Here is a 26,113-nt window from a genome sequence, read left to right as displayed (position 1 = left end):
TTGGGGAATCACCGTTTTTAAAACAATTGGGCCCTGGATGTAATTAACTTATTTTTAGGATGAGAAAAAAAGAAGAGAAGTATCTTTAGCACTTCATTTTGAATTTTAATGGAAGTATCGTGTATACCCTTTAAGGAAACTGGTTATTTTTCCAAGCTTATTTGTGATTACTTGGACCAAAAGGAAGACCTAAAACCTTTTTACAATAGATTTCCCCAACTAGAAAATTTCCAACATCAGATCAACGAAAAAAAAGCCAATTTTCCAATGGCCAATAGGGCTGTGTTGGTCGATGCGCTGAACCGGCAATACGAGGGAATTTCACTTTCAGAATCCACCCAAGAAAATATAACATCCCTCGGTAGCCCTAAGACCTTTACAGTGATCACAGGACACCAATTAAATCTTTTTACGGGACCGCTTTATTTTTTGTACAAAATAGTTTCGACCATCAATTTGACCATTAAATTGAAGGAAGCCTACCCGGACCATGATTTTGTTCCTGTGTATTGGATGGCCACGGAAGACCACGATTTTGATGAAATCAACTATTTCAATTTTAAAGGACAAAAGGTGCAGTGGAACAAGGATGTTTCGGGAGCTGTGGGGTCAATTGCGACCGACGGACTTGAGGCAGTTTTTGAAACATTTTCAGCCGGGATGGGAAATTCCCGAAATGCCGAGGCATTGAGAAAGTTGTTCCAACAAGCCTATTTGGAGCACGATTCACTTGCACAGGCCACACGTTTTTTGGCCGACTCCTTATTTGGGTCCTATGGTTTGGTTATCGTAGATGGAGATGACACTGCCTTGAAGCAGTTGTTGCAACCTTATGTCTATAAAGATATTATTGAGAACGTTCCCTTTCAGAAGGTTACGGCCACTATCAATGCTTTGGAAGAAACTTCCTCCAATTATAAGATTCAGGTAAATCCAAGGGAAATCAACTATTTCTATCATTTGGATGGCATTCGTGAGCGCATTGTACACCAAAATGGAGGTTTTGAGGTGGTGGATACCGATATTAAATTTTCACCGGATGAACTCAAGGAAGAATTGCAGAATCATCCGGAGCGGTTTTCTCCTAATGTCATCGCCAGGCCCTTGTTTCAGGAAGTAGTTCTGCCCAACCTCTGTTATATCGGAGGTGGAGGGGAGTTGGCCTATTGGTTGGAGCTTAAGTCTTATTTTGATGCCTTGGGAGTAACATTTCCCATGCTTTTGCTTCGGAATTCAGCCTTGATCATGACCCAAAAGGAAAAAAGTAAGGTGGATAAGCTGGGGTTGCAGGTTTCCGAACTTTTTTGGAACCAAAACACCTTGATCAACAAGAAAATCCGGGAGATTTCGAATATTGATATTGATTTTTCGCCCCAGAAAAAGCATTTGGAAAAACAATTCGAGGATTTATACACCCTCGCTGACCAAACAGATAAAACATTTCTGGGGGCCGTAAAAGCGCAGGAGGCAAAACAGAAAAAAGGCTTGGATGTCCTGGAGAAAAGGCTGTTAAAAGCCCAAAAACGAAAACTTCGCGATCATGTGGTGCGTATGACCGAAATCCAGAATGCACTGTTTCCCAACCAATCCCTTCAAGAAAGACAACTTAATTTTTCCGAATTGTATTTGGAAATGGGGGAAGAATTGGTTCCTGGTTTAATGGATAATCTGGATCCACTTTCCGGAAATTTCCTGATTCTGGAAGATTAAATCCCGAGATTTCAGCAAAATTTATTCCCTTGTAATCCATTTATTTATAGGGGATTTGTGATTAAATTCAAGTTTTTTTCGAAAAAAAATGAAAACTAGGTAGGGTATTTCGGGACCTAGTTGTTTTACTAGTGAAAATTGCTATGAAATTTTTTTTAACATTTTGAGTGGCACACTCATATGTTTAGGTTGGTTTTGATTTTATTTTAAAAGCCCCGGAGTGGTTCCCGGGGCTTTTTGTTTTTAGCAATAAACTTATCCGCCGCAGTTGGAAGGAACGTCATCCGCGATGGTCTTGGTGTCAATTAATCTATCTATGGTGTTGGTACCCCTAATGGTCACCTCGATATAATCGTTCCCCACTTCGGTAATTACTCCTGTAAATTGATTGAAAACGAATTGCGTGGTGATTTCCTCTCCACTAAGTGCCTGCCCATCTTCTTGGTAATTGCCTTTTATCCGGAAACTCTGCACAAACGGAATCTTGATGTTTTCATAGGTCTGGTAGATATCGGCAATCAAAGTTGCCTTTTTTGATGGCACAATGATGCTTCGTTTGGTTGAGAGGGTTATGGTCTCGGAAGTTTCGAAGGCCCCCGAGGTGGTACTCGTCCTTGTTTTGGATTCACTGGCTGTGTAGGTTTCCGAAACCGAACTGCTAATAGAAGTGCCCACCCCATAAAACTCAGCGGAAATTTCTGATTCCATGGATACGGACATGGAGTATTCTTGACTGGTACTGACCGACATGGATTCTTCCCACCCAAATATGGACGTGGATGTCCTTGAATCCTCAACCCCCACTTCTTGCGATAATTGTCCACTGCTACAGTTTACCAAGGTACTGTTGTATGCAAACGCTGTACCGGCTGGGGGCAGAATAGGTTGCAGGTGTTTGTAGTCTACGGTTTGAATATCCCAATCAATATCAAAAGCCATAATTCTAAAATGGAGGGGGTTATTGTCCCCAGTATTGGCATTGGCGTTGGGTAAACTATTTCCGGTTTGTGCAATGGGATGACCTGTTTTAAGGGAAATAAAAATATACTGTCCCAATCCCACTTTCTCGATTTTGAATTTATAATTACCCCTATTTGCGGTATCAGGCGTATTGCCCCCATTTCTTCTTCGATTTTCCACACTTTGAACGTTCAACCTGTTTTCACTGTTGAGGTACCAGTAATAGATAGCATCCCCATCGTGAACTGAAACGGTATATACCCCTGGTTCACCTTCAACTTCCTCGAAGAAAAATGTGGAATAGTATTGGGCTGCCCCAGGTCCGTTGGGAGGGTCCGCTGAATAGTCGAGTTGGTTTAAGGTGTAAATAACCATGGGGCGGTCGATTGTATTATCCTGGTAATGCCAAGAAGTGGGCGCTCCATGGATATCAGCACTTCCTTCTTTAACGATTTGGAGGTAGTAGGCAATATCATTGCGCAAATTTAGCTGTGCAAACTGGTCTTCTAGACTTTCATTGTCGATTTCCTGCTCGTCAGGACTTGATTTGAAGATGATTTGTGAAATTGATGTCGAAGCCAGTTCGTTGCCGTCCCCATCTTTGATGACGATGGAAATATCCACTCCTTTCAATTCCTCCTGTGCTTCTTCAGATAGGTCTTTGTTTTTAAATGACAGGTAGGCGATATTGGTAAAAGGGTCAATGGAAACCGTATTGTCCTTTGGAATATCGCTGGAGGTTGCTGTTATGGAAATCTCGGCTGTGGAGGGTTTGTATCCCTTTTTGGCAATGCCTCGGGCACTGATGCTGATACCTATTTCTCCCTCGTCGGTTTCAATTTCATCCGCTGTCACCCCATCCCGGGTTTCAATATTTCCATTGTTGTTCCCACCTGGAACGTTTTCACCGGATTCGTCTTTGCTACAGGCCGAAATGATTACGATTAATAGAACGGCCAAGATTTTCTTTAATGCGTTTACTGTTTTCATGACACTTGGTTTTGTGGTTAAAAGTGACGGTTTTGTGTGTTCCTGTCCGGAGTTGGTCTGCAGCCCTAGGCCGAACAAGACACCACAAAACTTGGTTGCCAACTTAATGACACTACAAACCTAAATTGCTGATAATGAGGAAAGAAAAATCAAGGGTGGACAATAGGTGGACACCCTAAAAATAAATCGGGGACAACCGGTGGACAAGCTGGGGAGTGGTATGATTTTAAAGGGTCAGCACCAAATCCTGTAAGGAATCCTCGGTGGTGATATCCAGTTTTTTACGCAGGCGGTAACGTGCTTTTTTGATGCCCTCAGGTGAAATATTAAGAATGTTAGCAATTTCTTTGGAGGAGAGATTCATCTTTAAAAGTGCCAATAAACGCAGCTCGTTTGATGTGACATCGGGAAATTTGGATTTTACATTGCTGTTGAAGTCCTTATGGACTTCCTCAAAGTATCTCGAAAAGTTCTCCCAATTATTGTCGTCTTGTAAGTCAAAATTAATGGTGCGTATCAATTGTTGGTAGCCATTTTTAGACGCTTCATTTTCCCTGAGTTGCTGTGCTTTTTGCTTCAATCCTTCCAAAACCTCGTTCTTTTTGGCCAAATGAAGGGCATGTGTAGTCAGTTCCTTTCGTTTAAAAGCCAATTCGGCATCCAATTTTTCCTTTTCAAGCTTATTGCGCTTTAATTTTTGTCGAATGCCATAAAAACCGATGAGTGAAAGTAAAAGCAATCCGACCAAAAGCACTTTTTGTAGGTTACTTATTTCCGCTTTTTGCTCCAATACCGTGATTTCCTTTTCCTGGAGCACTATCTGTTGTTCTTTTTTTTCGGTTTCGTATTGTGTTTTTAACTCCTCAATCTGTTTGGACTTGGTGAGGTTGAAAATGGAATCGTTGAGTTTTTGGAAAGACCTATAATCTTTCAAGGCCAATTGCGTATTACCTATTTTCTCGTATACTTCCGCCCTTTCCTGATATGCATCAGACAGATTATCCAAAGAACCAATGGAATCGGCGAGCTTGATGGCATGGGTAAAGTTTTCAATGGATTTTTGGTAGTCTTTCTTTAGAAAATAGGTGGAAGCAATATCATTGTACCCAATGATCTGGTTATTGATGGACCCCCGCTTTGCGGCAATTTCGTTGGACTTGAAATGATATTCCAAGGCCTTGTCATAGTTTCCCTGTTCCATAAAAACCGCGCCAATATTCCCAAAATTGGCAGCCACAAAGTCGTCCCGCTTCATTTTTTGGCTTTCCTTAAGACTTGCTTCATAGTTCTTAAGCGCTTGATCATAATCCTTTAAATGGTAATGGGCAGAACCGATTTCCATATAGGCTATGGCCAACCAATAGGTGTCATCAAGTTTTTGGAATTCTTCAAGACCTTTGTTTAGATAGTCCAAAGAAGCCTGACTATTGTTCCTTAGCATTTCTGTTCTTCCAATTCCTATATCCACAATGGCTTGCTTAAGTGGGTTGGGAGGGTTAATGGTGTCCAGTACCCTGGAGGCGTTTAGAAGCTGTTCAATGGCCAATTTAAACTCCCCTTTATCCAAATGTATAGTAGACCTTCTTTGAAAAGCGTCCGTTAACATGCTTCCGTTCCCCAGTTGCTGGGCAAATGCCAAAGTGCTATCGGAGAGTTTTATGGCTTGGGGAAAATTACCTTCCAGATTCTCAAACCGGGTCCATTCCAAGTAGGTGGCGAACAACTCTTTGCTATGGTTTAGTGCTTTGAAGGAAGCAATAGCTTTTTCCAAATAGTAGGGTACGGAATCCGGCAAATAATGATGATGGTAATAAAACCCCAAATATTTATAGGCCATCGCCTCCTCTTGTTGAAAGGCCAAGCGTTGGGAAAGTTTCAAACCCATGTGCAAATGGTCCAGCGCCATGGCGGGATTTGACCTTTTGGTTTCTTGGAAAACGTTTTCAGCGGCGTGAATCTTTTCAATGCCATCTGGGAGCGAGTTGTATGCATTGAGAAGGCTATCCAATCTAGGATTTACTTGTCCTAGCAGGAAGGCGCAAGCGGTAAACCAGAATATGCAAAAGAGGGTTGGGGCTTTCATAGGAGATGGCTTTACCTTAAAAATAAGGATTTAAAGCCAACCAGATGAAGCACAAAGGGTTAGTATGAAAATGCCCAAACCCGTAGTTAGGGTCTAGAACAAATCTTTAAAGTGCGATTTTATTTCGAATAAAGTGGCCTCGCCCATGGTGTCAAATCGGAGATCTGCATGGCCCACCCGGTCCTTGGGACCAATCCCAACACTGTAAAACCCACCCGCTTTTGCTGCATCGATACCACTTTCGGCATCTTCAAAAACAATACATTCTTCGGGTTGAAGTTTAAGCTTTTCAGCCCCATAAAGGAAAATGTCCGGCTCCGGTTTGCTTTTGGAGACACTATGGCCATCCCCAATAACATCGAAGTAAATATTCGCATTGAGTTGTTGCAACACCTTCACGGCATTTTTACTTGCACTGCCAAGGGCAACATTAAAACCTTCGGTTCTTAAGTGCGTTAACAATTCACGAGCTCCGGGAAGGTAATTGTCCGGCGTCATCTGGTCAAGGCTCGCCACGTACAGCTCATTTTTTTTGGTGGCTAGTTTCACTAGGGTGTCCTCATCCAGCGAGGTGTTGTTGTGGTCGAGAATAACCTTTATGGAATCCATACGGGAAATACCACGAAGCTTATCGTTGACCACTTGGTCAAAATCCCATCCCATCTCGTCTGCCAGAGACTTCCACGCCTCATAGTGCAACTCGGCGGTATCGGTAATGACCCCATCCAGGTCAAAAATAAAACCCTTAATCATAGTTTGGTGTGTTTAGTAAGGCAAAGAAATGGTGAAAATTGTTAAGAAAAAAACAACCTTAGGTCATCTAGAAGTAATTTGGCCCTATTGTAATGTACCGACTGGACTGCAACCTTCACGAAATTGTACGTTAATCCCGGTAAATAATTGGGAGTGACCCGCGCACACATTCCTTTTGAAAACTTGTAAAAAATATCATCCAAAAGGTATTTTCCAACTCCGGCAAATTGCTATTTTTGCCCATGCATAACAACGTACTTATCCTAGACTTTGGCTCCCAGTACACCCAGTTGATTGCTAGAAGGGTTCGCGAGCTTAACATTTACTCAGAAATTAAACCGTACAACAACCCTCCCGAGGATTTATCGGAATATCAGGCTGTGATTCTTTCGGGATCTCCCTTTTCCGTTAGGGGAGAAGATGCCCCGCATCCCGATCTTTCCCAAATAAAGGGTAAAAAGCCCTTATTGGGTATTTGCTATGGGGCACAATATCTCTCCCATTTCAATGGGGGGAATGTTGCGCCATCAGCTACTCGGGAATACGGTCGTGCCAATCTTTCTTACGTAAAGGAGAATGAGGTTTTCCTGAACGGATTGGGAGAAGGAAGTCAAGTTTGGATGAGCCATAGCGACACTATCAAGGAGCTTCCTGCTGGTGCCGTACGATTGGCAAGTACCCACGATGTGGAAAATGCCGCATTTCATATTGAAGGCGAGGACACCTATGGGATTCAGTTTCATCCGGAGGTATACCACACCACCGATGGAAAAAAGCTGCTCGAAAACTTTTTGGTAAAGATTGCTGGGTTAAAACAAGATTGGACCCCGGATGCCTTTATTGAGACCACGGTTGCTGAACTCAAGGAAAAAATTGGGGATGAAAAGGTGATTTTGGGACTTTCCGGTGGGGTGGATTCCAGTGTGGCTGCCATGCTATTGCACAAAGCTATCGGAAAACACCTGCATTGTATTTTCGTGAACAACGGCCTATTGCGTAAAAATGAGTTTGAAAGTGTTTTGGACCAATACAAGCACATGGGGTTAAACGTGAAGGGTGTGGATGCTTCGGCACGTTTTTTGGATGCCTTGAAGGGCGAATCGGAGCCAGAGAAGAAAAGAAAGATCATTGGTAGGGTCTTTATCGAGGTTTTCGACGATGAGGCGCATAAGGTTGAAAATGCGAAATGGTTGGCCCAAGGAACCATTTATCCAGATAGGATTGAATCGGTTTCTGCCAGTGGAGGACCTTCGGCCACGATAAAAAGTCACCACAATGTGGGGGGATTGCCAGATTATATGAAGCTGAAAATTGTGGAACCCTTGCACTTGTTGTTCAAGGATGAAGTGCGAAGAGTGGGTAGAAATTTGGGAATGGACCCTGCAATTTTGGGACGCCACCCGTTTCCAGGACCTGGATTGGGGATTCGGATTTTAGGTGACATTACCGCAGAAAAGGTGTCTATTTTACAAGAAGTTGATGCCATTTTTATCGATGGACTCAAAAAATGGGGACTTTATGATAAGGTTTGGCAGGCCGGAGCCATGCTTTTGCCCGTAAATAGTGTAGGGGTCATGGGGGATGAACGAACCTATGAAAAATGTGTAGCGCTCAGGGCGGTGGAAAGCACGGATGGAATGACAGCGGATTGGGTGAATTTGCCCTATGAATTTTTACAAAAGACCTCAAATGATATAATAAATAAGGTCAAAGGCGTTAATAGAGTAGTGTATGATATTAGTTCTAAGCCACCTGCAACTATAGAATGGGAATGAAAAAAAGTGTTTTAGTACTCGGTTGGGTTGCCTTTTTAATGGCAACTGTTCAAGTTTTTGCCCAAAATAGAACCACTCATGTGGTGAAAGAGGGGGAAACATTGCAAAGTATTTCGCAACAATACCGGGTAACCCCATACACCATTCTGCAATCGAACAAAGAGATCAAGACCGCTGCCGATGTAAAGGTCAATACCATTTTGATCATACCATTGGATGGCAGTGTGATAACACAAGACGCCGAACCCAAGGAAGAAAAGGTAGAGGAACAGGATAATCCCATTGGCTTTACCAGACATAGGGTACGCAGGCGCGAAACCTTGTTCGGGTTAACGCAACGCTATGATATCACCGAAGAACAATTAAAAAGGCACAACAGACAATTGTATGCCGAACCCCTGAAGAAGGGAATGGTCTTACAAATTCCCCAATATCCAGAACTTACGCCCGAAGAAGAGCGCGCTCTAGATTTCGAAACCTATACGGTACAACCCAAAGAGACCCGATGGAGCATTGCCCATAAATATGGGATTACGGTGGATAGTCTTGTCGCCCTAAACCCGGAATTGGATAAAAGCTCCGATTATTTGGCTATTGGGCAAGAGCTTCAATTACCTAGGCCAAAGGGTGATAGTCTTCAGCAAGAAGTGGAACTTTTCACATCATTTACAGTGCCCCCCAAACAAACCCTTTATAGTTTGGGCAAGGAATATGGCATCCCCTCAGATTCCATCGTGCGCTTAAATCCCGAGATTATGGAGCAAGGGGGATTAAAGGAAGGAATGGTTTTGAGACTCCCCAAAAAGAGGGATACTTCAGGAGAAGTGAACACGGACAATTTTATTTTTTACGAAGTAAAACCCAAGCAGAACATTTTTAGGCTGACCCAAAACCTTAATGTCACCCGGGATGAACTATTCGCGCTGAATCCAGAATTGGAAAACGGACTCAAAGCAGGAATGGTGTTGAAATTACCAAAGGATAAGGGAGAGGGCCTAGAGGTTAAGAATGCTTTGGTAATCGACAAAATCAATTTATTGGATAGCATCAATGTGGAAAACCGCCCAAAATTGGTGTTCATGTTGCCCTTTAGGTTGGATCGTATCAACTTTAATGATTACAAACGGACCACGAATCAAATTAAGACAAGAAGGGACTTGACCCTGAGCCTTGGTTTTTATTCTGGAGCCATGGTGGCCTTGGATTCCATTAAAAAATTAGGTCTCTCTGTCGATGTAAAGACGTACGACACAGAGCGGAATCATGATAAGGTCAAGGAAATCCTGTTTAGGGAAAACCTCTTTGGCGTAAATGCGATTATCGGCCCATTATCATCCGGAATATTGGATGAGGTAGCTGTCCAGGCCGCATCAAAGAACATACCTGTGATTGCTCCCATTGCTTCAGATAGCAGGTTGAGCCATGGAAATGTATACTATTCGGTTCCAAAGGAAAATGTATTGCGGGAAAAAATGCTGTCCTATCTGGAAAAGGTTTATACGGACCAAAATGTGGTCATTATAGCGGATTCGACCCATCAAGTAGCACATGATTCCATCTTGTCCAAATTCCCAGCTGCGCAAATAGCCAAGGTGATAGATAACAAATCCCTTCACTTGGATGAGTTTCTTATCATGCTTTCCGAAGAAAAGGAGAATTGGGTTTTTCTAGAGACCGACCAGGCCAATATGGTATCGAGTGTGAGTTCGATTTTAAATTCGGCCAATACCGAAGAAATATCGGTTCGGATGTTCACGACCAACTACAATAATGCTTTTGAGAACGACGCCGTTTCAAGTACCCATTTATCCAACCTTAGATTTGCCTATCCAAGTTTTTATAGGCAAGCTGGGAACGACGCCTTTACAAGGGCCTATATGAAAAAACACAGGGGGGTAAGACCTGATCGGTATGCAGTGCGCGGTTTTGATGTTACCTTCGATGTGTTGCTGAAACTTGCACATAAGAACAATCTTTTTGAAACCACCAAAATTGTGGGCTTGACGGAGTATACTGGAAACAGTTTCAATTACTTCAACGAATTCGCTTCAGGATTTTACAACAGAGCCGCTTTTTTGATGGAATACGATAGCCTCAGAATAAAAGAAATAAAACTGAATGACGACCTCTAGAGTTACCTATAAGGGTGAATTGCGTACCACTTGCCTGCATCTTCGGTCCACTAACGAATTTGTAACCGACGCCCCGGTTGACAACAATGGTTTAGGACAGGCTTTTTCCCCTACCGATACCGTTGCCACTGGTTTGGCCAGCTGCATGTTGACCATGATGGGCATTAAGGCTAGGGATTTGGAGGTAGATCTATCTGGCTCCACTGCCGAGGTGACCAAGCACATGGCGGCCAATCCCAGGCGTATTTCGAAAATTGAGGTAAACATGGAGCTCCCTGCCGATATATCGGAAAAACACCGAAAAATTTTGGTGAATACGGCGAATACCTGCCCTGTACACTACAGTTTACACCCGGACATTGAAAAGGTAATCGAATTTAGTTGGACAAAATAAACCTCATACTATGCTTTCTTCTTTTTGGTTTTTTGGGATTCGGCCAGGAAATTGAGGAAGGAATACTATGGGATGCCAATAAACGCCTCACTTGGGCAGATTTTAAAGGAAAAGTTCCTCCTGCCGCAGAACCTGCTGCCACCACAGCAAGTGGTATTAGCTACAGATACTCGGCCAATCTGATCCATCACGAGGTAAAGCTGGATTTTGAAGTGAATGCCTATTTCTATCCAAACGAATCTTGGTATAAACCCGAAGTCTGCGATGATTTAATCTTGAGCCATGAACAGCTCCATTTTGACATTGCAGAGCTGTTTGCCCGAAAAATGAGGGACAAACTAAGGCGGACCTCCTTTTCAGAGAATGTGAAACAAGAAATCCGGGATATTTATCAAGATATCCTACAAGAGCTTCAGGATTACCAAGACGAGTACGATTGGGAGACCGGATTTTCCCGAAATGCCAAGAAACAATTGGAGTGGAACCGGAAAGTTGCCAAAGCCTTGGCTAGGGAGTAAAACATTTCTATCTCCTTTTATTGTATAATAAATAGTATATACAACTTAGATTGTAATTATTATAGCAAACTTATTTTACTTTCAAATTGTTGAAACCCTTTAAGGTCGTGCCAACTGAGCACCGCATGTATTTCATCCATAGCCGCCTCCCAGATTGGGATAAGGCTCTCTACACGTTTTTGCCCTTGTTTGGTAAGTCCAATCTTGGGACGATTGGTGACACCGGATTTATCAATAAGGCCTGATTTTATAAGCCGTACCAAGTTTCGACTCAAGGTGGATTTTTCAAGATTGAGGAGCTTGGCTATTCGATTTTGCTCTACAGTTCCGGTCTTGTGCAGGGCCATCATGATGCTCAATTGATTTTCCGTCACCGGATAATCTCCAAGATGTTTGCGGTAAATATTGTCAATTTTTCGGGATAAGCCACGCACCCTGGAACCTAGACATTCTTCAGAATTGTATTTCATTTTAGTTGTATATACAATACAAACATACTAAAACATACCATATAAAGGTAATTTATTCTTTCAGGACCGCAACAATCCGAAGTGGGGCACCACTTCCCCCTTCGATTTTCATGGGTAGCGCAATCACTTCAAACCCCTGGTCTGGAAGTTGATCCAAGCGGGTTAGATTTTCAAAGGCGGGGATATTTTCACCCAACAGTATTACATGGCTCTTAAAATACTGGGACTGTCCAAAATCGATACTCGGTGTATCTATGCCGATGGAATTGATGCTTCTGTTGTCTACCAACCATTGGGCAGCTTCGGGTGCCAGACCAGGAAAGTGCAACAACTTTATAGCTTGTTCTCCACGTTCATTGGTACCTAAGTACTCCACCTTATTGGGATAGTACTTGGAGAACCCGGTTTGGAGCAGTACAATGCTTCCATCTGGGATTTGGGAATTATGTTTTTGTTCCCAACCTTGTAAATCTTTAATGGTGATGAGGTAGTCAGGGTTGCCCATGGCCATTGCCGAAACGTCAATTTTGATTGCGGGTCCCATCAATTTTTCGAGCGGCAGCTGATCCACTGTAAGTCCTTTTTCAGCAAAATGGATGGGCGCATCGATATGTGTGCCTCCATGTTCGGCAGTACTGAAGTTAAAAGCCGAGTAGTAATAACCCTTTTCAGTTTGGCCCTTAAAAACAGTATCCAATTCAAATTCACGGGCGGTTACCCAATAAACGGTCTCATCTGAATAAGCATGGGAGAGATCCACAATCTTTTTTTGCGACATGCGCTGTGGCGCTTCCGTTGTTGAATCTGTTTCACCTTGGTTTTGACAAGCTTGGAGCATCAATAGCATCAAAAGGTATACACTAAGGTCTTGCATTTTCAACTGTTTTGGATTTGGACATTAGCGCTTATGCTCAGGGCTATCGAATCCTGCCTTACAGCCGGCATCCCATTCGTCCGGAAGATTACCGTAGGCGGGGACACCCCCGTTGTCTTTCAGCATCCTGGCCAAATGCAGGCAATTCCAGACTAAAAAAGTAGTGTTTCTGTTGGTAAAGTCATTTTCGGGACCTCCTGAGCCTTCATCGCGATAAGAAGGTCCGGGACCTGCCTCACCCATCCAACCAGCATCGGCTTGGGGAGGTACGGTGTACCCAATATGTGATAAGGAAAATAGAATGTTCATGGCACAGTGCTTTACACCATCTTCGTTGCCAGTGATCAATGTAGCCCCTACTTTTCCATAGTCACGGTATTGCCCCTTCGCATTAAATTGATGGGTATACCCGTACATTCGTTCCAAGGTACGGTTACAAACCGATGACTTCTCACCTAACCATACAGAGGTGCAAACAATGACAATGTCACTATTATCAATTTCCTTTTGGATCATGGGCCAGTCATCCTTGTCCCATTCTGGGGTTTTCGACATGTCCAATCCCAATCCTGCAGGAATTTCGTAGTCCACTGGTCGGATAATCTTGGTTGCCACATTATTGGCTTCAAAAATTCTTTGGGCCACTTTTATGAGTCCCTCGGTGTGCGACAGCACCGGGGTTCGGTTTAGCGTGCAATTAAGAAATAGTGCACTGAGGTCATCGTATTTAGCTGGGGGATTCTGGCATTGATTCTCAATTTTTTCGGAGAGCTGTTTGGACATCTTAAGATAGTTTTATGCAGTTTGAAAATCAATATCAAAGGAGATTTCCATACTGCGGATTTGACACTACCTTAAAATTAAGGAATTAAAGCATAGGGAGTTATTCGAGTGTTAAGCTGATGTAGGCTTACTAACCAAAACCTTATTGCACGGGTTTCAGACTAACATTCCTAAACTTGATGGTGCCGGTTCCTGCTGCTTGCAACCCGATGTAACCTTCTTTCAGACTTTTGTTTTCTATTTCCGCGGTCTTGATGTCGTTTAGCCAAACCCAAACACTATCATTTTGGGCTTTGATGCGATAGGTATTCCATTGCTCCAAGGTATTTACTTTGACCAAGGGGACAGCTTTGGTAACCACGGAACCCGTTCTGAAATCCTGATTGGGGTGAAGGTCCCAAATATTGATCTCATGGCAGTCCAAAGCATCAACCTTATGCTCCTTGCAGCGTAAAAATACCCCTGAGTTGACGGTGCTATCTGGATAAAACTCGAGGTTCAATTCAAAATTCCCATAAATATTCTTGGTCATAATAAAGCTGGAGCCCTCGGTGCTTTCTCCGATGAGTTCATTGCCATTAAAGGTCCATTTGGCGTCCCCTTCCTGAAGCCAATTGTGGTCATTCTCTCGGAATAATTTAATAGAACTATCGCAAGCTGTGAATAAAAATACCGCGGATAAAAGTGAGAGATAAATGAGGTTTTTCATGTTAGGTGATATTTAGTTTTTGTTGGTTGATAAAAAATTGGTCCCATAATTTACTGATATACTTTTACATAATCGATAATCCTCTGACCGGAGAGGAATTCGTGTCCCTTAGGAAGCGTCCAGAATATGGGTGTCAAATGAACTTCCCCCAAAACCTTCCATTTGTTAGTGTTCCATTCTTGTTTCTGGAAATAGCGTTTATCGTCAATAATCTATATCAGAATCAATTTGTAACCCAAAAACAGACCAACCCATTAAAAGTCATAAACAACCTCTCCTAATGACGCCTGCTATTGGGTCTTAAGTATTTGGCAATCAAACGTCACAGCGTGTAAAACCATCCTTAAGGGCCTCTATTTTGTTCTGCCAAGTGGGTAGGAATTCCTGGGCCACATAACCCGTATACCCGGTATCCAAAATGGCTTTCATAATGGCCGGGTAGTACAGTTCCTGGCTTTCATCAATTTCATGCCGCCCTGGAACACCAGCCGTATGGTAATGTCCAAAATAGGGGTGGTAATTTTGGATGCTCCTGATAATATCACCTTCCTGGATTTGCATATGATAGATGTCGTAGAGCAATTTAAAATTGTCGCTGCCCAGATGCTTACAAAGTTCCACCCCCCATAAAGAGCTGTCGCACATATAGTCCGGATGGTTTACTTGGTTAAAGAGTTCCATCTGGATGACGACCCCGTGTTTTTCGGCCAAGGGAATAATTTGGGAAAGCCCGTCCACGCAATTTTGTAATCCCACATAATCGTTCATCCCGTTGCGATTGCCACTAAAGCAGATGAGGTTGGTGTACCCGGCCTCGGCCACCTTGGGAATCATTTCCGTATAGTTCTTGATCAGGACCTCGTGGTTCTTGGGGTCGTTCCAACCTTCGGTCAGGCTAATTTCCGCCCCGTTGCACATGGAACAATGAATGTCATATTTTTTGAGCAAATGCCAATCTTTTGGACCGATAAGGTCAATGGCCTTAATGCCTAGCTCATTCAATGTTTTTAGAAATTCTTCTAGAGGTATGTCACCAAAACACCATTGGCAGACACTATGGTTGATATTGTTTTTAAGCTTAAAGTCTTTGGTGGTTTCCATGTTTTGTGCATTAACTTTGGTTGTTGCAATACCGGCTGCTCCAACGGCAGTGGTCGCAATAAATTTTCTTCTTTCCATGATCGGTCGATTATTGAGGTTAAGATAGTACTTTAGGGACGGATATGGAAATTAGGCCCGACAAGGAAAAGTTGTTCGAACTGGCACATTATAAAATGCCCTTTGGTAAATACAAGGACCGATATTTGGTCGATTTGCCCTTGGCCTATCTCGTGTGGTTCAAGCAAAAGGGATTCCCAAATGGAAAGCTGGGAGAGTATCTTCAGACCACTTTGGATATCAAGGATAATGGTCTGGAACCCTTGATCCGTAAAATTCAAAAAGAATTTCCTAGGGAATGAGCCAAATTTCTTCCGGCAATTTGTAACTTTACACCCCGTAATAGAGCATTCAATATGGCACAGACCAAGTACATTTTCGTTACGGGAGGGGTTACTTCATCCTTGGGAAAAGGAATTATAGCAGCATCTTTGGCCAAACTACTGCAGGCCAGAGGTTACCGAACCACCATTCAGAAGTTAGATCCATACATTAATGTAGATCCCGGAACCTTGAATCCTTATGAACATGGGGAGTGCTATGTTACGGATGATGGAGCTGAAACGGATTTGGATTTGGGGCATTACGAGCGTTTTCTAAATGTGCGTACATCCCAAGCCAACAATGTAACTACCGGAAGAATCTACCAGAGTGTCATCGAGAAAGAACGCAAAGGTGAATTTTTGGGAAAAACGGTTCAAGTGGTTCCCCATATCACCAATGAGATAAAGGAGCGAATCCAAATATTGGGCAAGAGCGGTGACTACGATATCGTGATTACCGAAATTGGGGGTACAGTGGGTGATATTGAATCCCTACCTTATATTGAAGCAGTAAGGCAATTGCTCTGGGAGTTGGGCGAGAACAACGGAATTGTGGTGCATCTTACCCTGGTTCCTTTCCTATCTGCAGCGGGCGAATTAAAGACCAAACCTACCCAGCATTCTGTAAAGACCTTGATGGAAAGTGGGATAAATGCGGATATTTTGGTTTGCCGTACCGAACATCAAATATCGGATGACATCAAAAGAAAACTGGCCCTTTTCTGTAATGTAAGAAAGGAAGCCGTGATTCAATCCATAGATGCATCGACCATTTATGATGTGCCCATGTTGATGCAGCAGGAAGGCTTGGACAAAGTAGCTCTGGAAAAATTGGCACTACCCAACGATGTTGAACCCGAGTTGGAACAGTGGGAGCAGTTTTTGAAGAAACACAAAAACCCAAAAAATAAGGTGACCATTGGTCTTATTGGTAAGTATGTGGAACTCCAGGATTCGTATAAGTCCATTCTGGAATCTTTTATTCATGCCGGTGCAGCCAACGAAGTAAAGGTTGAGGTGCGATCTATCCATTCCGAACATTTAACGGTCAACGATATTGATAAAAAATTAATGGGCCTTGACGGCATTCTGGTGGCTCCTGGATTTGGGGCGCGAGGAATTGAAGGCAAGATTATGGCCGTTCGATATGCCAGGGAAAACGACGTGCCCTTTTTGGGAATTTGCTTGGGAATGCAAATGGCCGTAATTGAATTCGCCAGAAACGTACTTGGGCTTAAAGATGCCAATTCCACCGAAATGAAACCGAATACACCTGCCCCTGTTATAAGCTTAATGGAGGAGCAAAAGTTGGTGACCGATATGGGAGGGACCATGCGATTGGGATCTTGGGACTGCCATCTCTTGGAAGGTAGCTTGGTGCATCAAGTGTATGGCGATACCGAAATAGCCGAGAGGCACCGCCACCGTTTTGAATTTAACAACGATTACAAAACACAAATGGAGGAAGCTGGATTAAAAGCCACTGGGCTTAACCCAAAAACCGGATTGGTGGAGGTAATAGAGATTCCATCGCATCCGTGGTTTGTTGGGGTGCAGTACCATCCAGAGTACCGAAGCACCGTGGCCAACCCGCATCCATTATTTGTAGGATTTGTTAAGGCGGTTTTGGCGCAAAAACAGCAACAAACTAATGCCAGTTTGGCATAAACTGCGGTTTTGGACATATATTTGCGACCGGAAAAGCGCAGATAAAGATTTTCACTAAATAACTTTCATGGAAGAAAAGAAACTGGACATCAATTCCATTATTGGATTCGTGTTGATTTTTGGAATACTCATATTTATGTTTTACCAAAATCAACCTACTCCTGAGGAATTGGAAGCCCAAAAAGCGGAACAGGAAAAAATTGAGGCGGCAGCGCAACAGGAAGAAGAGGCCAAAGTTCCCCAAATAGAGACCCCCAAACCCATCAACAAACAGGATTCGACAGCTGTGGCCGACTACAAAAATTCGGTTGGCGCTTTTGGATTTACCACAACTTCTGAGGGGACAACCAAATTGGAAAACGACGTACTCTATTTGGAGGTGTCCAACAAAGGGGGGCAGATTGTGGAAGCTAGGATGAAGAATTATGTCACTTATGATTCTGTTCCTGTGTATTTGGTTAAAGACGGCAATGCCAGTTTTGGCATCAACTTCACTTCTTCGGACAATAGGGTTTTAAACACATCGGACTTATATTTTGAACCTTCCCTGTCCACAAATGGGGATAACCAGGTGCTTTCCATGAAGGCCAAAGTTTCCCAGAATAAATTTTTGGAATACCGATATGAGATGAAGCCCAACGATTATTTGTTGGACTTTACCCTTCGGTCGCAAGGCTTGAATGGAGTAATCAATTCTGGAAGGCCCATTGATTTGGAATGGAATCTTAAAGGGATTCGCCATGACAAAAGTGTACAGTATGAAAATCGATACACTGAGATCATGCGCAATTTCGATGACGGAAAAATCGACTATTTGTCAGCTAATAGTGATGACGAGGAGTCGGATGAGGACGTAAAATGGATTTCTTATAAGCAGCATTTTTTCACATCAATTTTAGCGACCAAAAAGAATTTTAAGTCGGCAGACCTTCGTTCTGTAAATTTGGTGGAAGAGGAAAACAAAGACATTGCGTTTACCAAGAGTTTTGGGACAACAATTCCATTATCCTTGGAAGGAGGAGAGTTTTCTGAAAATCTGAATTGGTATTATGGTCCAACAGATATCGAAGTGCTAAGTAAATATGATGAGTACGGACTCGAGGACACCATATATTTTGGATGGGGAATTTTTGGCTGGATCAATAGATATGTGTTCACTCCATTCTATAGTTTCTTAAGTTCCTTCCTGCCGTTTGGTATTGCTATTGTTGTAATGACGATTTTGGTGAGACTCGCTTTATCACCAGTTACCTATAAATCGTATCTCTCCCAGGCCAAGATGAAGGTTTTGAAACCAGAGATTACGGAGATCAACGAGAAGTACAAGGACAATGCCATGAAAAAGCAGCAAGAGACCATGAAGCTGTATGGCAAGGCAGGTGTGAGTCCAATGAGCGGGTGTATCCCGGCCTTGATGCAGTTGCCTATTTTCTATGCACTCTTTATGTTTTTCCCAACTTCTTTTGCATTGAGACAGAAATCGTTTTTATGGGCGGAAGACTTATCGTCATATGATACTATTTTCAATCTTCCATTTTCAATTCCGTTTTATGGGGACCACGTAAGTTTGTTTCCAATTTTGGCATCCATTGCAATTTTCTTCTATATGACTTTGACCACAGGCCAGACTATGCAGATGCAACAGCAGCCTGGAATGCCCAACATGAAGTTCATAATGTATTTGTCTCCACTAATGATGTTGTTCTTCTTTAACAACTATGCAAGTGGTTTGAGTTTATATTATTTCATCTCTAACTTGATTACCATTTTTATTATGTTGGCCATCAAGAACTACATTTTGGATGAGGACAAGATCCATGCACAAATTCAAGAGAACAAAAAGAAGCCAAAGAAGGAAAACAAATTCCAGAAAAAGATGCGGGAGATGATGGAGCAGGCCGAGGAACAAAAGAAGGCCGGAAGAAGATAATCCTTCACAAAAAAACAAAAACTCCCCCAAGAACTTTGGGGGAGCTTTCACCATTGATAGGTATAGTTTGGAAAGATTTGGGACTCCAAAGATGCCACATAAAACCAGCCTAAAAAATTAATAGTTGTAAAAGGGGGTATTTTGTATGGTAAAAGAGACCTGTTTTGATGTGTCATCGACGAACGGTCAACCCTTATAGATAAAGGAACTCCCTTAAAGCAAATTAAGGGAGTTCGTTTGTAATATTTGACCTACAAAACTATAGGCGTTCCATATTTAATTTTAGTGTAGTTCGTCCAAAACCTTCTTGGGAAGCAAGACCTTGTCTATTAAATGCACAATACCGTTGCTGGCCACATTATTGGGTGCAATAACCTCTGCATCGACATGGGTTTTATCCCGGATAAACACCTCATGGTTAATTATGGCAAACAAGGATTCGCCTTGAACTGTGTGCAATTGCTGATGATTATACAAATCTCCAGAAGCCAGTGCTGCCCCTGACACTACATGGTAGGTGAGTATTTTGGCCAAGAGTTCCATGTCGTCGTCATCTTCAAAATCCTCTAAGCTGTTATAATCGTCGCCCAGTGCGTGAAGCAAATCTTCAAAAGCCTCATTGGTAGGAGCGAACACGGTAAAAGGACCGTCGCCACTCAAGACCTCTACCAAACCGGCATCAGCTTGAATTATCGCTTCCACCAAAAGACTTAGATCCTCAACAGAAGCAGCCAGCTCCACAATGTTGGGTACTGGTGGATTTAGAATATCCAATACCTCTTGTGGTAAAAGCACCTTATTGATTACGTGGACCACACCATTGCTAGCTTCCACATCGGGCAGTACAACGGTGGCATTGGTGTCAGTGGCATCAACGATATGAACGCCGCCATCCTTGATATTGATTCCTATGTTTTCACCTTGGAAGGTTTCGATATGTTGACCATCGGAAAGATCTGTTGAGAAGGCTGCTGTTCCAGCAACAACATGGTAAGTGAGTACCTTGATCAACAATTCTATTTCTTCGTCCGTGTCAAAATCACCAATTCCGTGGAATCCTAAATCTCCCAAAAGATGCTCAAAGGCTTCATTGGTGGGTGCGAAAACCGTAAAGGGGCCATCGCCGCTTAGAGTTTCCACCAATCCCGCATTGGCCTGGACCAATGCATCTACCAATAGACTCAAGTCATCGGTTTCTATGGCAATTTCCACAATATTCTTCAATTGGAGGAAAGCCACGAAATCAATTGCTGCTTGCGGAAGGAGTACCTTGTCAATGACATGAACCACTCCATTGCTGGCTTCAACATCGGGAATGACCACTTTGGCCTTATCTCCCGAAGCATCCTTGATAAACACATATCCACCGTCTAATTTAATGGTCACTTCGTCTTCCGAAACGGTTGCTATCATTTGTCCATCGGATAGATCCGTGGAGAAAGCAGCTGTCCCCGCTACCACGTGATAGGTAAGGATGTCGACCAAAAGGTCCAGTTCTTCATGGGTATCAAAGTCGGAGAGGGCGTTGTAGTCATCACCCAACACATCCAAAAGGGCAGCAAATGCCTCGTTAGTAGGAGCAAATACAGTAAATGGACCTTCCCCACTTAGGGTTTCCACCAGTCCGGCATTGGCCTGGACCAATGCATCTACCAATAGACTCAAGTCATCAGTTTCGATGGCCAGCTCCACAATGTTCTTTAATTGTAATGCAGCTACGAAATCTATGGCCGCCTGCGGAAGCAATACTTTATCAATTACATGCACCACCCCGTTACTGGCAGAAACATCTGGAATTATCACCTTGGCCTTGTCCTCGGAAGCATCTTTGATAAATACGTAATCCCCGTCCAATTTAATGGTCACCTCGTCTTCAGAAACTGTTGCTATCATTTGTCCATCAGATAAATCTGTGGAGAAAGCAGCTGTTCCCGCTACAACATGATAGGTAAGAATATCGACCAAAAGGTCCAATTCTTCCTGGGTGTCAAAATCGGAGAGGGCGTTGTAGTCATCACCCAACACATCCAAAAGGGCAGCAAACGCCTCGTTGGTAGGAGCGAATACCGTAAATGGACCTTCCCCGCTAAGGGTTTCCACAAGTCCGGCATTGGCCTGGACCAAGGCATCCACCAACAAACTCAAATCATCTGTCTCGATGGCGAGCTCCACGATATTTTTCATCTGCAGGGAAGCCACAAAATCTATAGCGGCTTGTGGAAGCAGCACTTTATCTATGGTATGGGCAACTCCGTTGGAGGCCATAATGTCCGTTCCAGTAATATTGGCATTGGTATCGGAGGCGTCCCCAATCACAAATTTGCCATCCTCTTCAATAATGGTCAATGCATTTTCGGGAAGGGCGGTGCCTACCTCGCCTTCAGTAAGGTCTGCTGCAAGTACTTGTGCCGGAATCACATGATATAGTAAAATACTCTTTAACAATTCAATTTCTTCGGGCGTATCAAAATCGTCCAAGCTCATATAATCACCACCTAATGCGATTAACAAGGCTTCGAATGCATCGTTGGTAGGAGCAAAGACCGTAAAAGGTCCATCCCCGTTCAAGGTATCCACCAAATCGGCCTTGATTACGGCAGCTTCCAACAAGGATAAAGCTTCTGTAGCAACAACGATATCCACCAAAGTTCCTCCTTCGTTTAAGGCATCAATTATGGCTTGTGGAAGCAGCACCTTATCTATAATGTGTACAATGCCGTTGGATGCAGATACATCTGGGGTACCCACTTCGGCGTTGCTTTCGGTGGCATCATCTATAAAAACCCCACCGTCTAAAATTATCTTTAAATCCTCCCCTTGAACCGTTGTGACTTCCTGACCGTTGGTAAGGTCTCCGGAAGCTACGGCAGTTCCTGCAATAACATGATATTGAAGGATTGTTGCCAGGAGGGAACGTTCTTCGTCTGTATCAAAATCGTCCAACGAATTAAATCCGTCTAAACTATTGAGCAAGTCGGTAAATGCGTCATTGGTCGGTGCAAAAACGGTAAATGGGCCAGTTCCGCTTAGGGTGGGGATTAAATCCGAATCTTCATTTTCATCTGCTTTGGCCAATGCAGCAACCAAAGAACTTAACGCTTCAGTGTCCTGGGCGGTTTCCACAATATTCTTCGTTGGAATTTCGTCATCAACTACCGCTTGGTCATCTTCCAATTCGCACGAAACGAATGTAAACAGGAAAAGAGCCAACCATAGGAAAGGCTTGTTTGATTGTAGTAATGTTTTCATTGTAGTGTTGTTAAATGTTCTCTATAATTGGTGGGATGAAAAAGGGCCGGATATGAAACCGGCCCATTTCAATTTAGTTCATTGTATCTGGAACTAGAACAGCATCCAAGACATGGATTACTCCATTAATGGCTTGTACATCAACAGCATCAATGCCAATGCCCATATTTCCAGCCCCATCGGTTACATCAGCGATGTTGCCTTCAGTGCCAGGAAGGGTAATGGTAAACGTATCACCTTCCAGCGTGGCAGGGGTTACTGTATCGCCATCCGCGTTCAGGTCTCCTGAACGGATATTGGCTCCCGCGATCACATGGTGCTGCAGGATTGGAATCAAATCAGCTTCTTCTGGAATCGCAGCAAGAGCATCAAAGGCTGCGTTGGTAGGCGCAAAGACCGTGAACGGGTCAGCTCCATTTCCATCTTGATCGGATAATACCGAAACAAAATCAGTACTTGGCGTCAAATCCGTCAGTGCAGTAACCAAGGTGGAGAAATTGGGGTCTGCGGTGGCAAAGGTTACCACAGTCGGTAGGTCAATAACCATATCCACAGCGTGGATTACCCCGTTAGTAGCCACAATGTCGGCAATTGCCACTTGGCTGATTCCGTTTAGCGTAACTCCGTCATCGGTATTGATATAAAGGCTTAATGGCTTGTCAGCATCAAAAGTGGCTGCTGTGTTCACATAGGAATTTGACAAACCGGATGAGAAGGCCGCTGCACCAACTACAACGTGATTCGAAAGAATATCATTAAGTGCATTACCATTTGGATTCATGAACGCATCGAAGCCAGCGTTAATAGGTGCGAAAACCGTGAATACTTCCTCTTCATTGGACAATAGATCGGTAAACGTTGTGTTTCCGCCATCTGTAAGGGCGCCAACCAAAGCGGTTAGATTAGGATTGGCAACAGCGTGATCGACAATGTTGGGTAAACCGATTACAGCATCAACAATATGTACCACACCATTCAGGGCTTTTACATCTGCTGTGGAAACGGAGGATACACCATTAAAGGAAACCCCATCCATGGCATCGAAGAAGATACTCATATTTTGGTCTCCGGCCCCAGTTGCCAAGGTGTTCGAATATCCAGAACCTAGTCCTTCCAAATCTTCTTTGTAGATGGCTCCGCTAAGTACATGGTTCAATAGCACATTGGTTAACACCTCTACTGGAATATCTCCCAGGGCGGCACCATCCAAAAAGGCTTCAAAAGCTTCGTCGGTCGGGGCCAATACCGTAAATGGTCCGGCTCCTCGTAGCACATTGGGTAGATCTCCATCAGCAGCAACCAAAGCAGCAACAAGATTTTCCAGATTTTCGTTACCTATCGCCAAATCCGTAATAGGCACAAGAAGAATATCCGCTAAATCATCCAGAATAGTTTGAGGTAGCAACACCTTGTTAATGATATGTACAACACCATTGGATGTTTCCACATCGGCAGCAGTTACTTGGGCATCGGCATCGGTATCGTCTCCAATAAAGACTCCACCATCGAGGGACACACTAAGTGTTGCACCTTGTAGTGTGGTCAAGGATTGTCCGTCGGTCAGATCGGTAGACATGGCCGCAGTTCCTGAAATTACATGATAGGTAAGAATGGTGGCCAGCAAATCCTGAAGTTGTTCGGAATTAAAGTCATCCAAGGAATCAAAACCATCCAGTTGGGCCAAAAGGTCTGCAAACGCAGCGTTGGTAGGTGCAAAGACCGTGAAAGGCCCGTCACCACTTAAAGCACTAATTAAATCATTATTGGCACTTTCATCGGCTTTTTGTAGAGCACTTACCAAGCTGCTTAAGTCTGCAGTGGCCTGGGCAGCCTCAACAATGTTAGGTGACTCCTCAGGTGGGGGATCCGTAATTCCGTTATCATCTTCCAAACAGGAAGTAAAGGTCAAAGCAAAAATCAGTAATGACAATTTTGAAAAGTTCATTAGTGCTTTCATAGGGTAGTTTTTTTGATTATACATTTTGTTTAACAAAACAAATATTAAATTAAACAAAACTAAAATCAAATTGTTTAACGGTTTTTATTAAAACTTTAACAAAATTATCATCCATCGTTTGATTTTTTGACAATAATCGGTTAATGTCTTTGCATTTTAGCTTAAAAAGGTAGTGGGTATACTACAATTAACGGATGCTATAAAGCAGATTGATAATGGAGGGGCACCTTAGGTGTTTCAACAGGGAGTTTGGATAAACGTTGAAAATTTCAAAAAAACAGAAAATCATAATTGTTTAACCATAATAGATAATAATTAATCATAATTTTAACAAATTCGAATATAATGTCGCCTCGGTCAGGCATTTTTTGGGGTGTAAACAACTCTGTTGTATTTCATTCAATTGTCCTGTAACCTACACTTAAGATTTACGACATACTCCCAATGTTTGTCATTTTGTATTTTTGCACTTGGTAATTAAATGGGATGAAAAAAGTTGTAGTTGGACTTTCTGGAGGAGTGGATTCGAGCGTTACAGCCTACCTTTTAAAACAGCAAGGGTATGAGGTCATTGGCTTGTTTATGAAGAATTGGCATGATGATTCGGTTACCATTTCTGAAGAATGTCCGTGGTTGGAGGATAGCAATGACGCTTTGATTGTTGCCGAAAAATTGGGAATTCCTTTCCAAACGGTGGATTTGAGCGCCGAGTACAAGGAACGCATCGTGGATTACATGTTCAATGAATATGAAAGGGGACGTACTCCAAACCCAGATGTCCTTTGTAATAGGGAAATCAAATTCGATGTTTTCTTAAAAATAGCTTTGCAATTGGGCGCTGATTATGTGGCCACAGGGCATTATTGTCGCAAGGGTACCATCCAAAATGACGACGGAACTGAAACCTACCAACTTTTGGCAGGTGTTGACGGCAACAAGGACCAATCCTATTTTTTGTGCCAACTTTCCCAAGAACAGTTGGCCAAGACCCTGTTTCCGATTGGGGAACTTACCAAACCGGAGGTTAGGCAGATTGCCGCAGACAACAATTTGATCACAGCTGATAAAAAAGACTCCCAAGGTCTTTGTTTTGTGGGCAAAGTGCACTTGCCCGATTTTTTGCAGCAAAAACTAAAACCCAAAAAAGGAGTTATTGTCGAGGTTCCAGATAGTGCGGAGCAATTCAATACAGCTAGTCCATCCTTTGAAAACAAACAGGAGGAGTTGGCCTTTCAAGCGGAAAAACCCAATTACTCGGTACATGACGGCAAGGTCGTGGGGGAGCATCAAGGCGCGCACTACTTTACCATTGGTCAACGCAAGGGATTGAATGTAGGCGGGACCAAGGAGCCTTTGTTTGTAATTGATACCGATGTGGAGAGCAATGTTATTTATACCGGACAGGGAAAGTCCCACCCTGGTTTATATAGGAGTACATTGTTCGTAAAGGATGATGAACTGCATTGGGTACGAAGTGATATGGCCCTTGAGGTTGATGGATCCATGAAGGTTATGGCCAGAATACGATATCGACAACCCCTGCAGCAAGCAACCTTGTACAAAACGGATAATGGTCTTTATGTCGACTTTAAGGATAAACAATCTGCCATTACAGAGGGGCAGTTTGTGGCCTGGTACATAAATGACGAACTTGTGGGCTCTGGTGTTATTTCATGA

The 26,113-nt window shown here is 43.1% G+C and carries 19 protein-coding genes; 9 read left to right on the top strand and 10 right to left on the bottom strand.

Annotated elements, in window-relative coordinates; all coding sequences use genetic code 11:
- The first annotated feature begins 108 nt into the window (after positions 1-108).
- A complete protein-coding gene (gene bshC, locus M3P07_RS08340; protein WP_249969413.1) occupies positions 109-1,710 on the top strand; it encodes a bacillithiol biosynthesis cysteine-adding enzyme BshC in 1,602 nt (533 codons plus the stop codon).
- Between the two features lie 255 nt (positions 1,711-1,965).
- Here bshC and M3P07_RS08335 read toward each other — a convergent pair whose 3' ends face one another.
- From M3P07_RS08335 to pgmB, 3 genes are all read right to left on the bottom strand, one after another.
- Entirely contained in the window at positions 1,966-3,660 is a 1,695-nt protein-coding gene (locus tag M3P07_RS08335; protein WP_249969412.1) for a hypothetical protein, read from the bottom strand.
- A gap of 226 nt (positions 3,661-3,886) precedes the next feature.
- The gene (locus tag M3P07_RS08330; protein WP_249969411.1) at positions 3,887-5,743 is read right to left on the bottom strand and encodes a hypothetical protein; all 1,857 of its coding nucleotides are present in this window, start codon (positions 5,741-5,743) and stop codon (positions 3,887-3,889) included.
- A gap of 93 nt (positions 5,744-5,836) precedes the next feature.
- A complete protein-coding gene (pgmB, locus tag M3P07_RS08325) occupies positions 5,837-6,496 on the bottom strand; it encodes a beta-phosphoglucomutase (protein WP_249969410.1) in 660 nt (219 codons plus the stop codon).
- A 242-nt stretch (positions 6,497-6,738) separates the two neighbouring features.
- Between pgmB and guaA the strand changes: the two genes are divergently transcribed.
- Genes guaA through M3P07_RS08305 form a run of 4 tightly spaced genes read left to right on the top strand, consistent with a single transcriptional unit; the run spans position 6,739 to position 11,315 of the window.
- The gene (gene guaA, locus M3P07_RS08320; RefSeq protein WP_249969409.1) at positions 6,739-8,271 is read left to right on the top strand and encodes a glutamine-hydrolyzing GMP synthase; all 1,533 of its coding nucleotides are present in this window, start codon (positions 6,739-6,741) and stop codon (positions 8,269-8,271) included.
- Positions 8,268-10,403: a LysM peptidoglycan-binding domain-containing protein gene (locus tag M3P07_RS08315; RefSeq protein ID WP_249969408.1), complete on the top strand. Its 2,136-nt coding sequence runs from the start codon at positions 8,268-8,270 to the stop codon at positions 10,401-10,403. The genes guaA and M3P07_RS08315 overlap by 4 nt, the downstream gene beginning before the upstream one ends.
- On the top strand, positions 10,390-10,797 hold the full coding sequence (locus M3P07_RS08310) for an OsmC family protein (protein WP_249969407.1): 408 nt from the start codon (positions 10,390-10,392) through the stop codon (positions 10,795-10,797). Before M3P07_RS08315 ends, M3P07_RS08310 begins: the two co-directional genes overlap by 14 nt.
- Complete coding sequence (locus M3P07_RS08305; protein ID WP_249969406.1) at positions 10,785-11,315, top strand: DUF922 domain-containing protein; 531 nt, start codon at positions 10,785-10,787, stop codon at positions 11,313-11,315. Before M3P07_RS08310 ends, M3P07_RS08305 begins: the two co-directional genes overlap by 13 nt.
- Positions 11,316-11,374: 59 nt before the next feature.
- Here M3P07_RS08305 and M3P07_RS08300 read toward each other — a convergent pair whose 3' ends face one another.
- From M3P07_RS08300 to M3P07_RS08280, 5 genes are all read right to left on the bottom strand, one after another.
- Positions 11,375-11,785: a MarR family winged helix-turn-helix transcriptional regulator gene (locus M3P07_RS08300; protein WP_249969405.1), complete on the bottom strand. Its 411-nt coding sequence runs from the start codon at positions 11,783-11,785 to the stop codon at positions 11,375-11,377.
- A gap of 52 nt (positions 11,786-11,837) precedes the next feature.
- Positions 11,838-12,659, bottom strand: coding sequence for a cyclase family protein (locus M3P07_RS08295; RefSeq protein WP_249969404.1), 822 nt, complete (start codon positions 12,657-12,659; stop codon positions 11,838-11,840).
- Between the two features lie 24 nt (positions 12,660-12,683).
- Positions 12,684-13,442 carry a flavodoxin family protein gene (locus tag M3P07_RS08290; protein ID WP_249969403.1) on the bottom strand — a complete coding sequence of 253 codons (759 nt, stop codon included), beginning with the start codon at positions 13,440-13,442 and terminating at the stop codon, positions 12,684-12,686.
- 142 nt (positions 13,443-13,584) lie between these two features.
- The gene (locus tag M3P07_RS08285) at positions 13,585-14,151 is read right to left on the bottom strand and encodes a 3-keto-disaccharide hydrolase (protein ID WP_249969402.1); all 567 of its coding nucleotides are present in this window, start codon (positions 14,149-14,151) and stop codon (positions 13,585-13,587) included.
- Between the two features lie 315 nt (positions 14,152-14,466).
- On the bottom strand, positions 14,467-15,330 hold the full coding sequence (locus M3P07_RS08280) for a hydroxypyruvate isomerase family protein (RefSeq protein ID WP_249969401.1): 864 nt from the start codon (positions 15,328-15,330) through the stop codon (positions 14,467-14,469).
- 44 nt (positions 15,331-15,374) lie between these two features.
- Between M3P07_RS08280 and M3P07_RS08275 the strand changes: the two genes are divergently transcribed.
- The 3 genes from M3P07_RS08275 (at position 15,375) to yidC (ending at position 19,230) form a co-directional block, all read left to right on the top strand.
- Positions 15,375-15,611: a DUF3820 family protein gene (locus M3P07_RS08275; protein ID WP_249969400.1), complete on the top strand. Its 237-nt coding sequence runs from the start codon at positions 15,375-15,377 to the stop codon at positions 15,609-15,611.
- Between the two features lie 54 nt (positions 15,612-15,665).
- Complete coding sequence (locus M3P07_RS08270) at positions 15,666-17,300, top strand: CTP synthase (RefSeq protein WP_249969399.1); 1,635 nt, start codon at positions 15,666-15,668, stop codon at positions 17,298-17,300.
- Positions 17,301-17,367: 67 nt separating this feature from the next.
- The gene (gene yidC, locus M3P07_RS08265) at positions 17,368-19,230 is read left to right on the top strand and encodes a membrane protein insertase YidC (protein WP_249969398.1); all 1,863 of its coding nucleotides are present in this window, start codon (positions 17,368-17,370) and stop codon (positions 19,228-19,230) included.
- Positions 19,231-19,512: 282 nt separating this feature from the next.
- Here yidC and M3P07_RS17765 read toward each other — a convergent pair whose 3' ends face one another.
- Both M3P07_RS17765 and M3P07_RS08245 read right to left on the bottom strand, forming a co-directional pair.
- Positions 19,513-22,479 (bottom strand): fasciclin domain-containing protein, encoded by a 2,967-nt coding sequence (locus M3P07_RS17765; protein ID WP_284042098.1) that lies wholly within the window; start codon positions 22,477-22,479, stop codon positions 19,513-19,515.
- A gap of 73 nt (positions 22,480-22,552) precedes the next feature.
- Positions 22,553-24,436 (bottom strand): fasciclin domain-containing protein, encoded by a 1,884-nt coding sequence (locus tag M3P07_RS08245; protein WP_249969397.1) that lies wholly within the window; start codon positions 24,434-24,436, stop codon positions 22,553-22,555.
- Between the two features lie 486 nt (positions 24,437-24,922).
- Between M3P07_RS08245 and mnmA the strand changes: the two genes are divergently transcribed.
- A complete protein-coding gene (gene mnmA, locus M3P07_RS08240) occupies positions 24,923-26,113 on the top strand; it encodes a tRNA 2-thiouridine(34) synthase MnmA (RefSeq protein ID WP_249969396.1) in 1,191 nt (396 codons plus the stop codon).

The sequence above is a fragment of the Flagellimonas myxillae genome (genome assembly GCF_023502235.1).
GTDB lineage: Bacteria > Bacteroidota > Bacteroidia > Flavobacteriales > Flavobacteriaceae > Flagellimonas > Flagellimonas myxillae.
The sequence above is the reverse complement of the archived record's forward strand: the minus strand, read 5'-3'. Positions and strand labels throughout refer to the sequence as shown.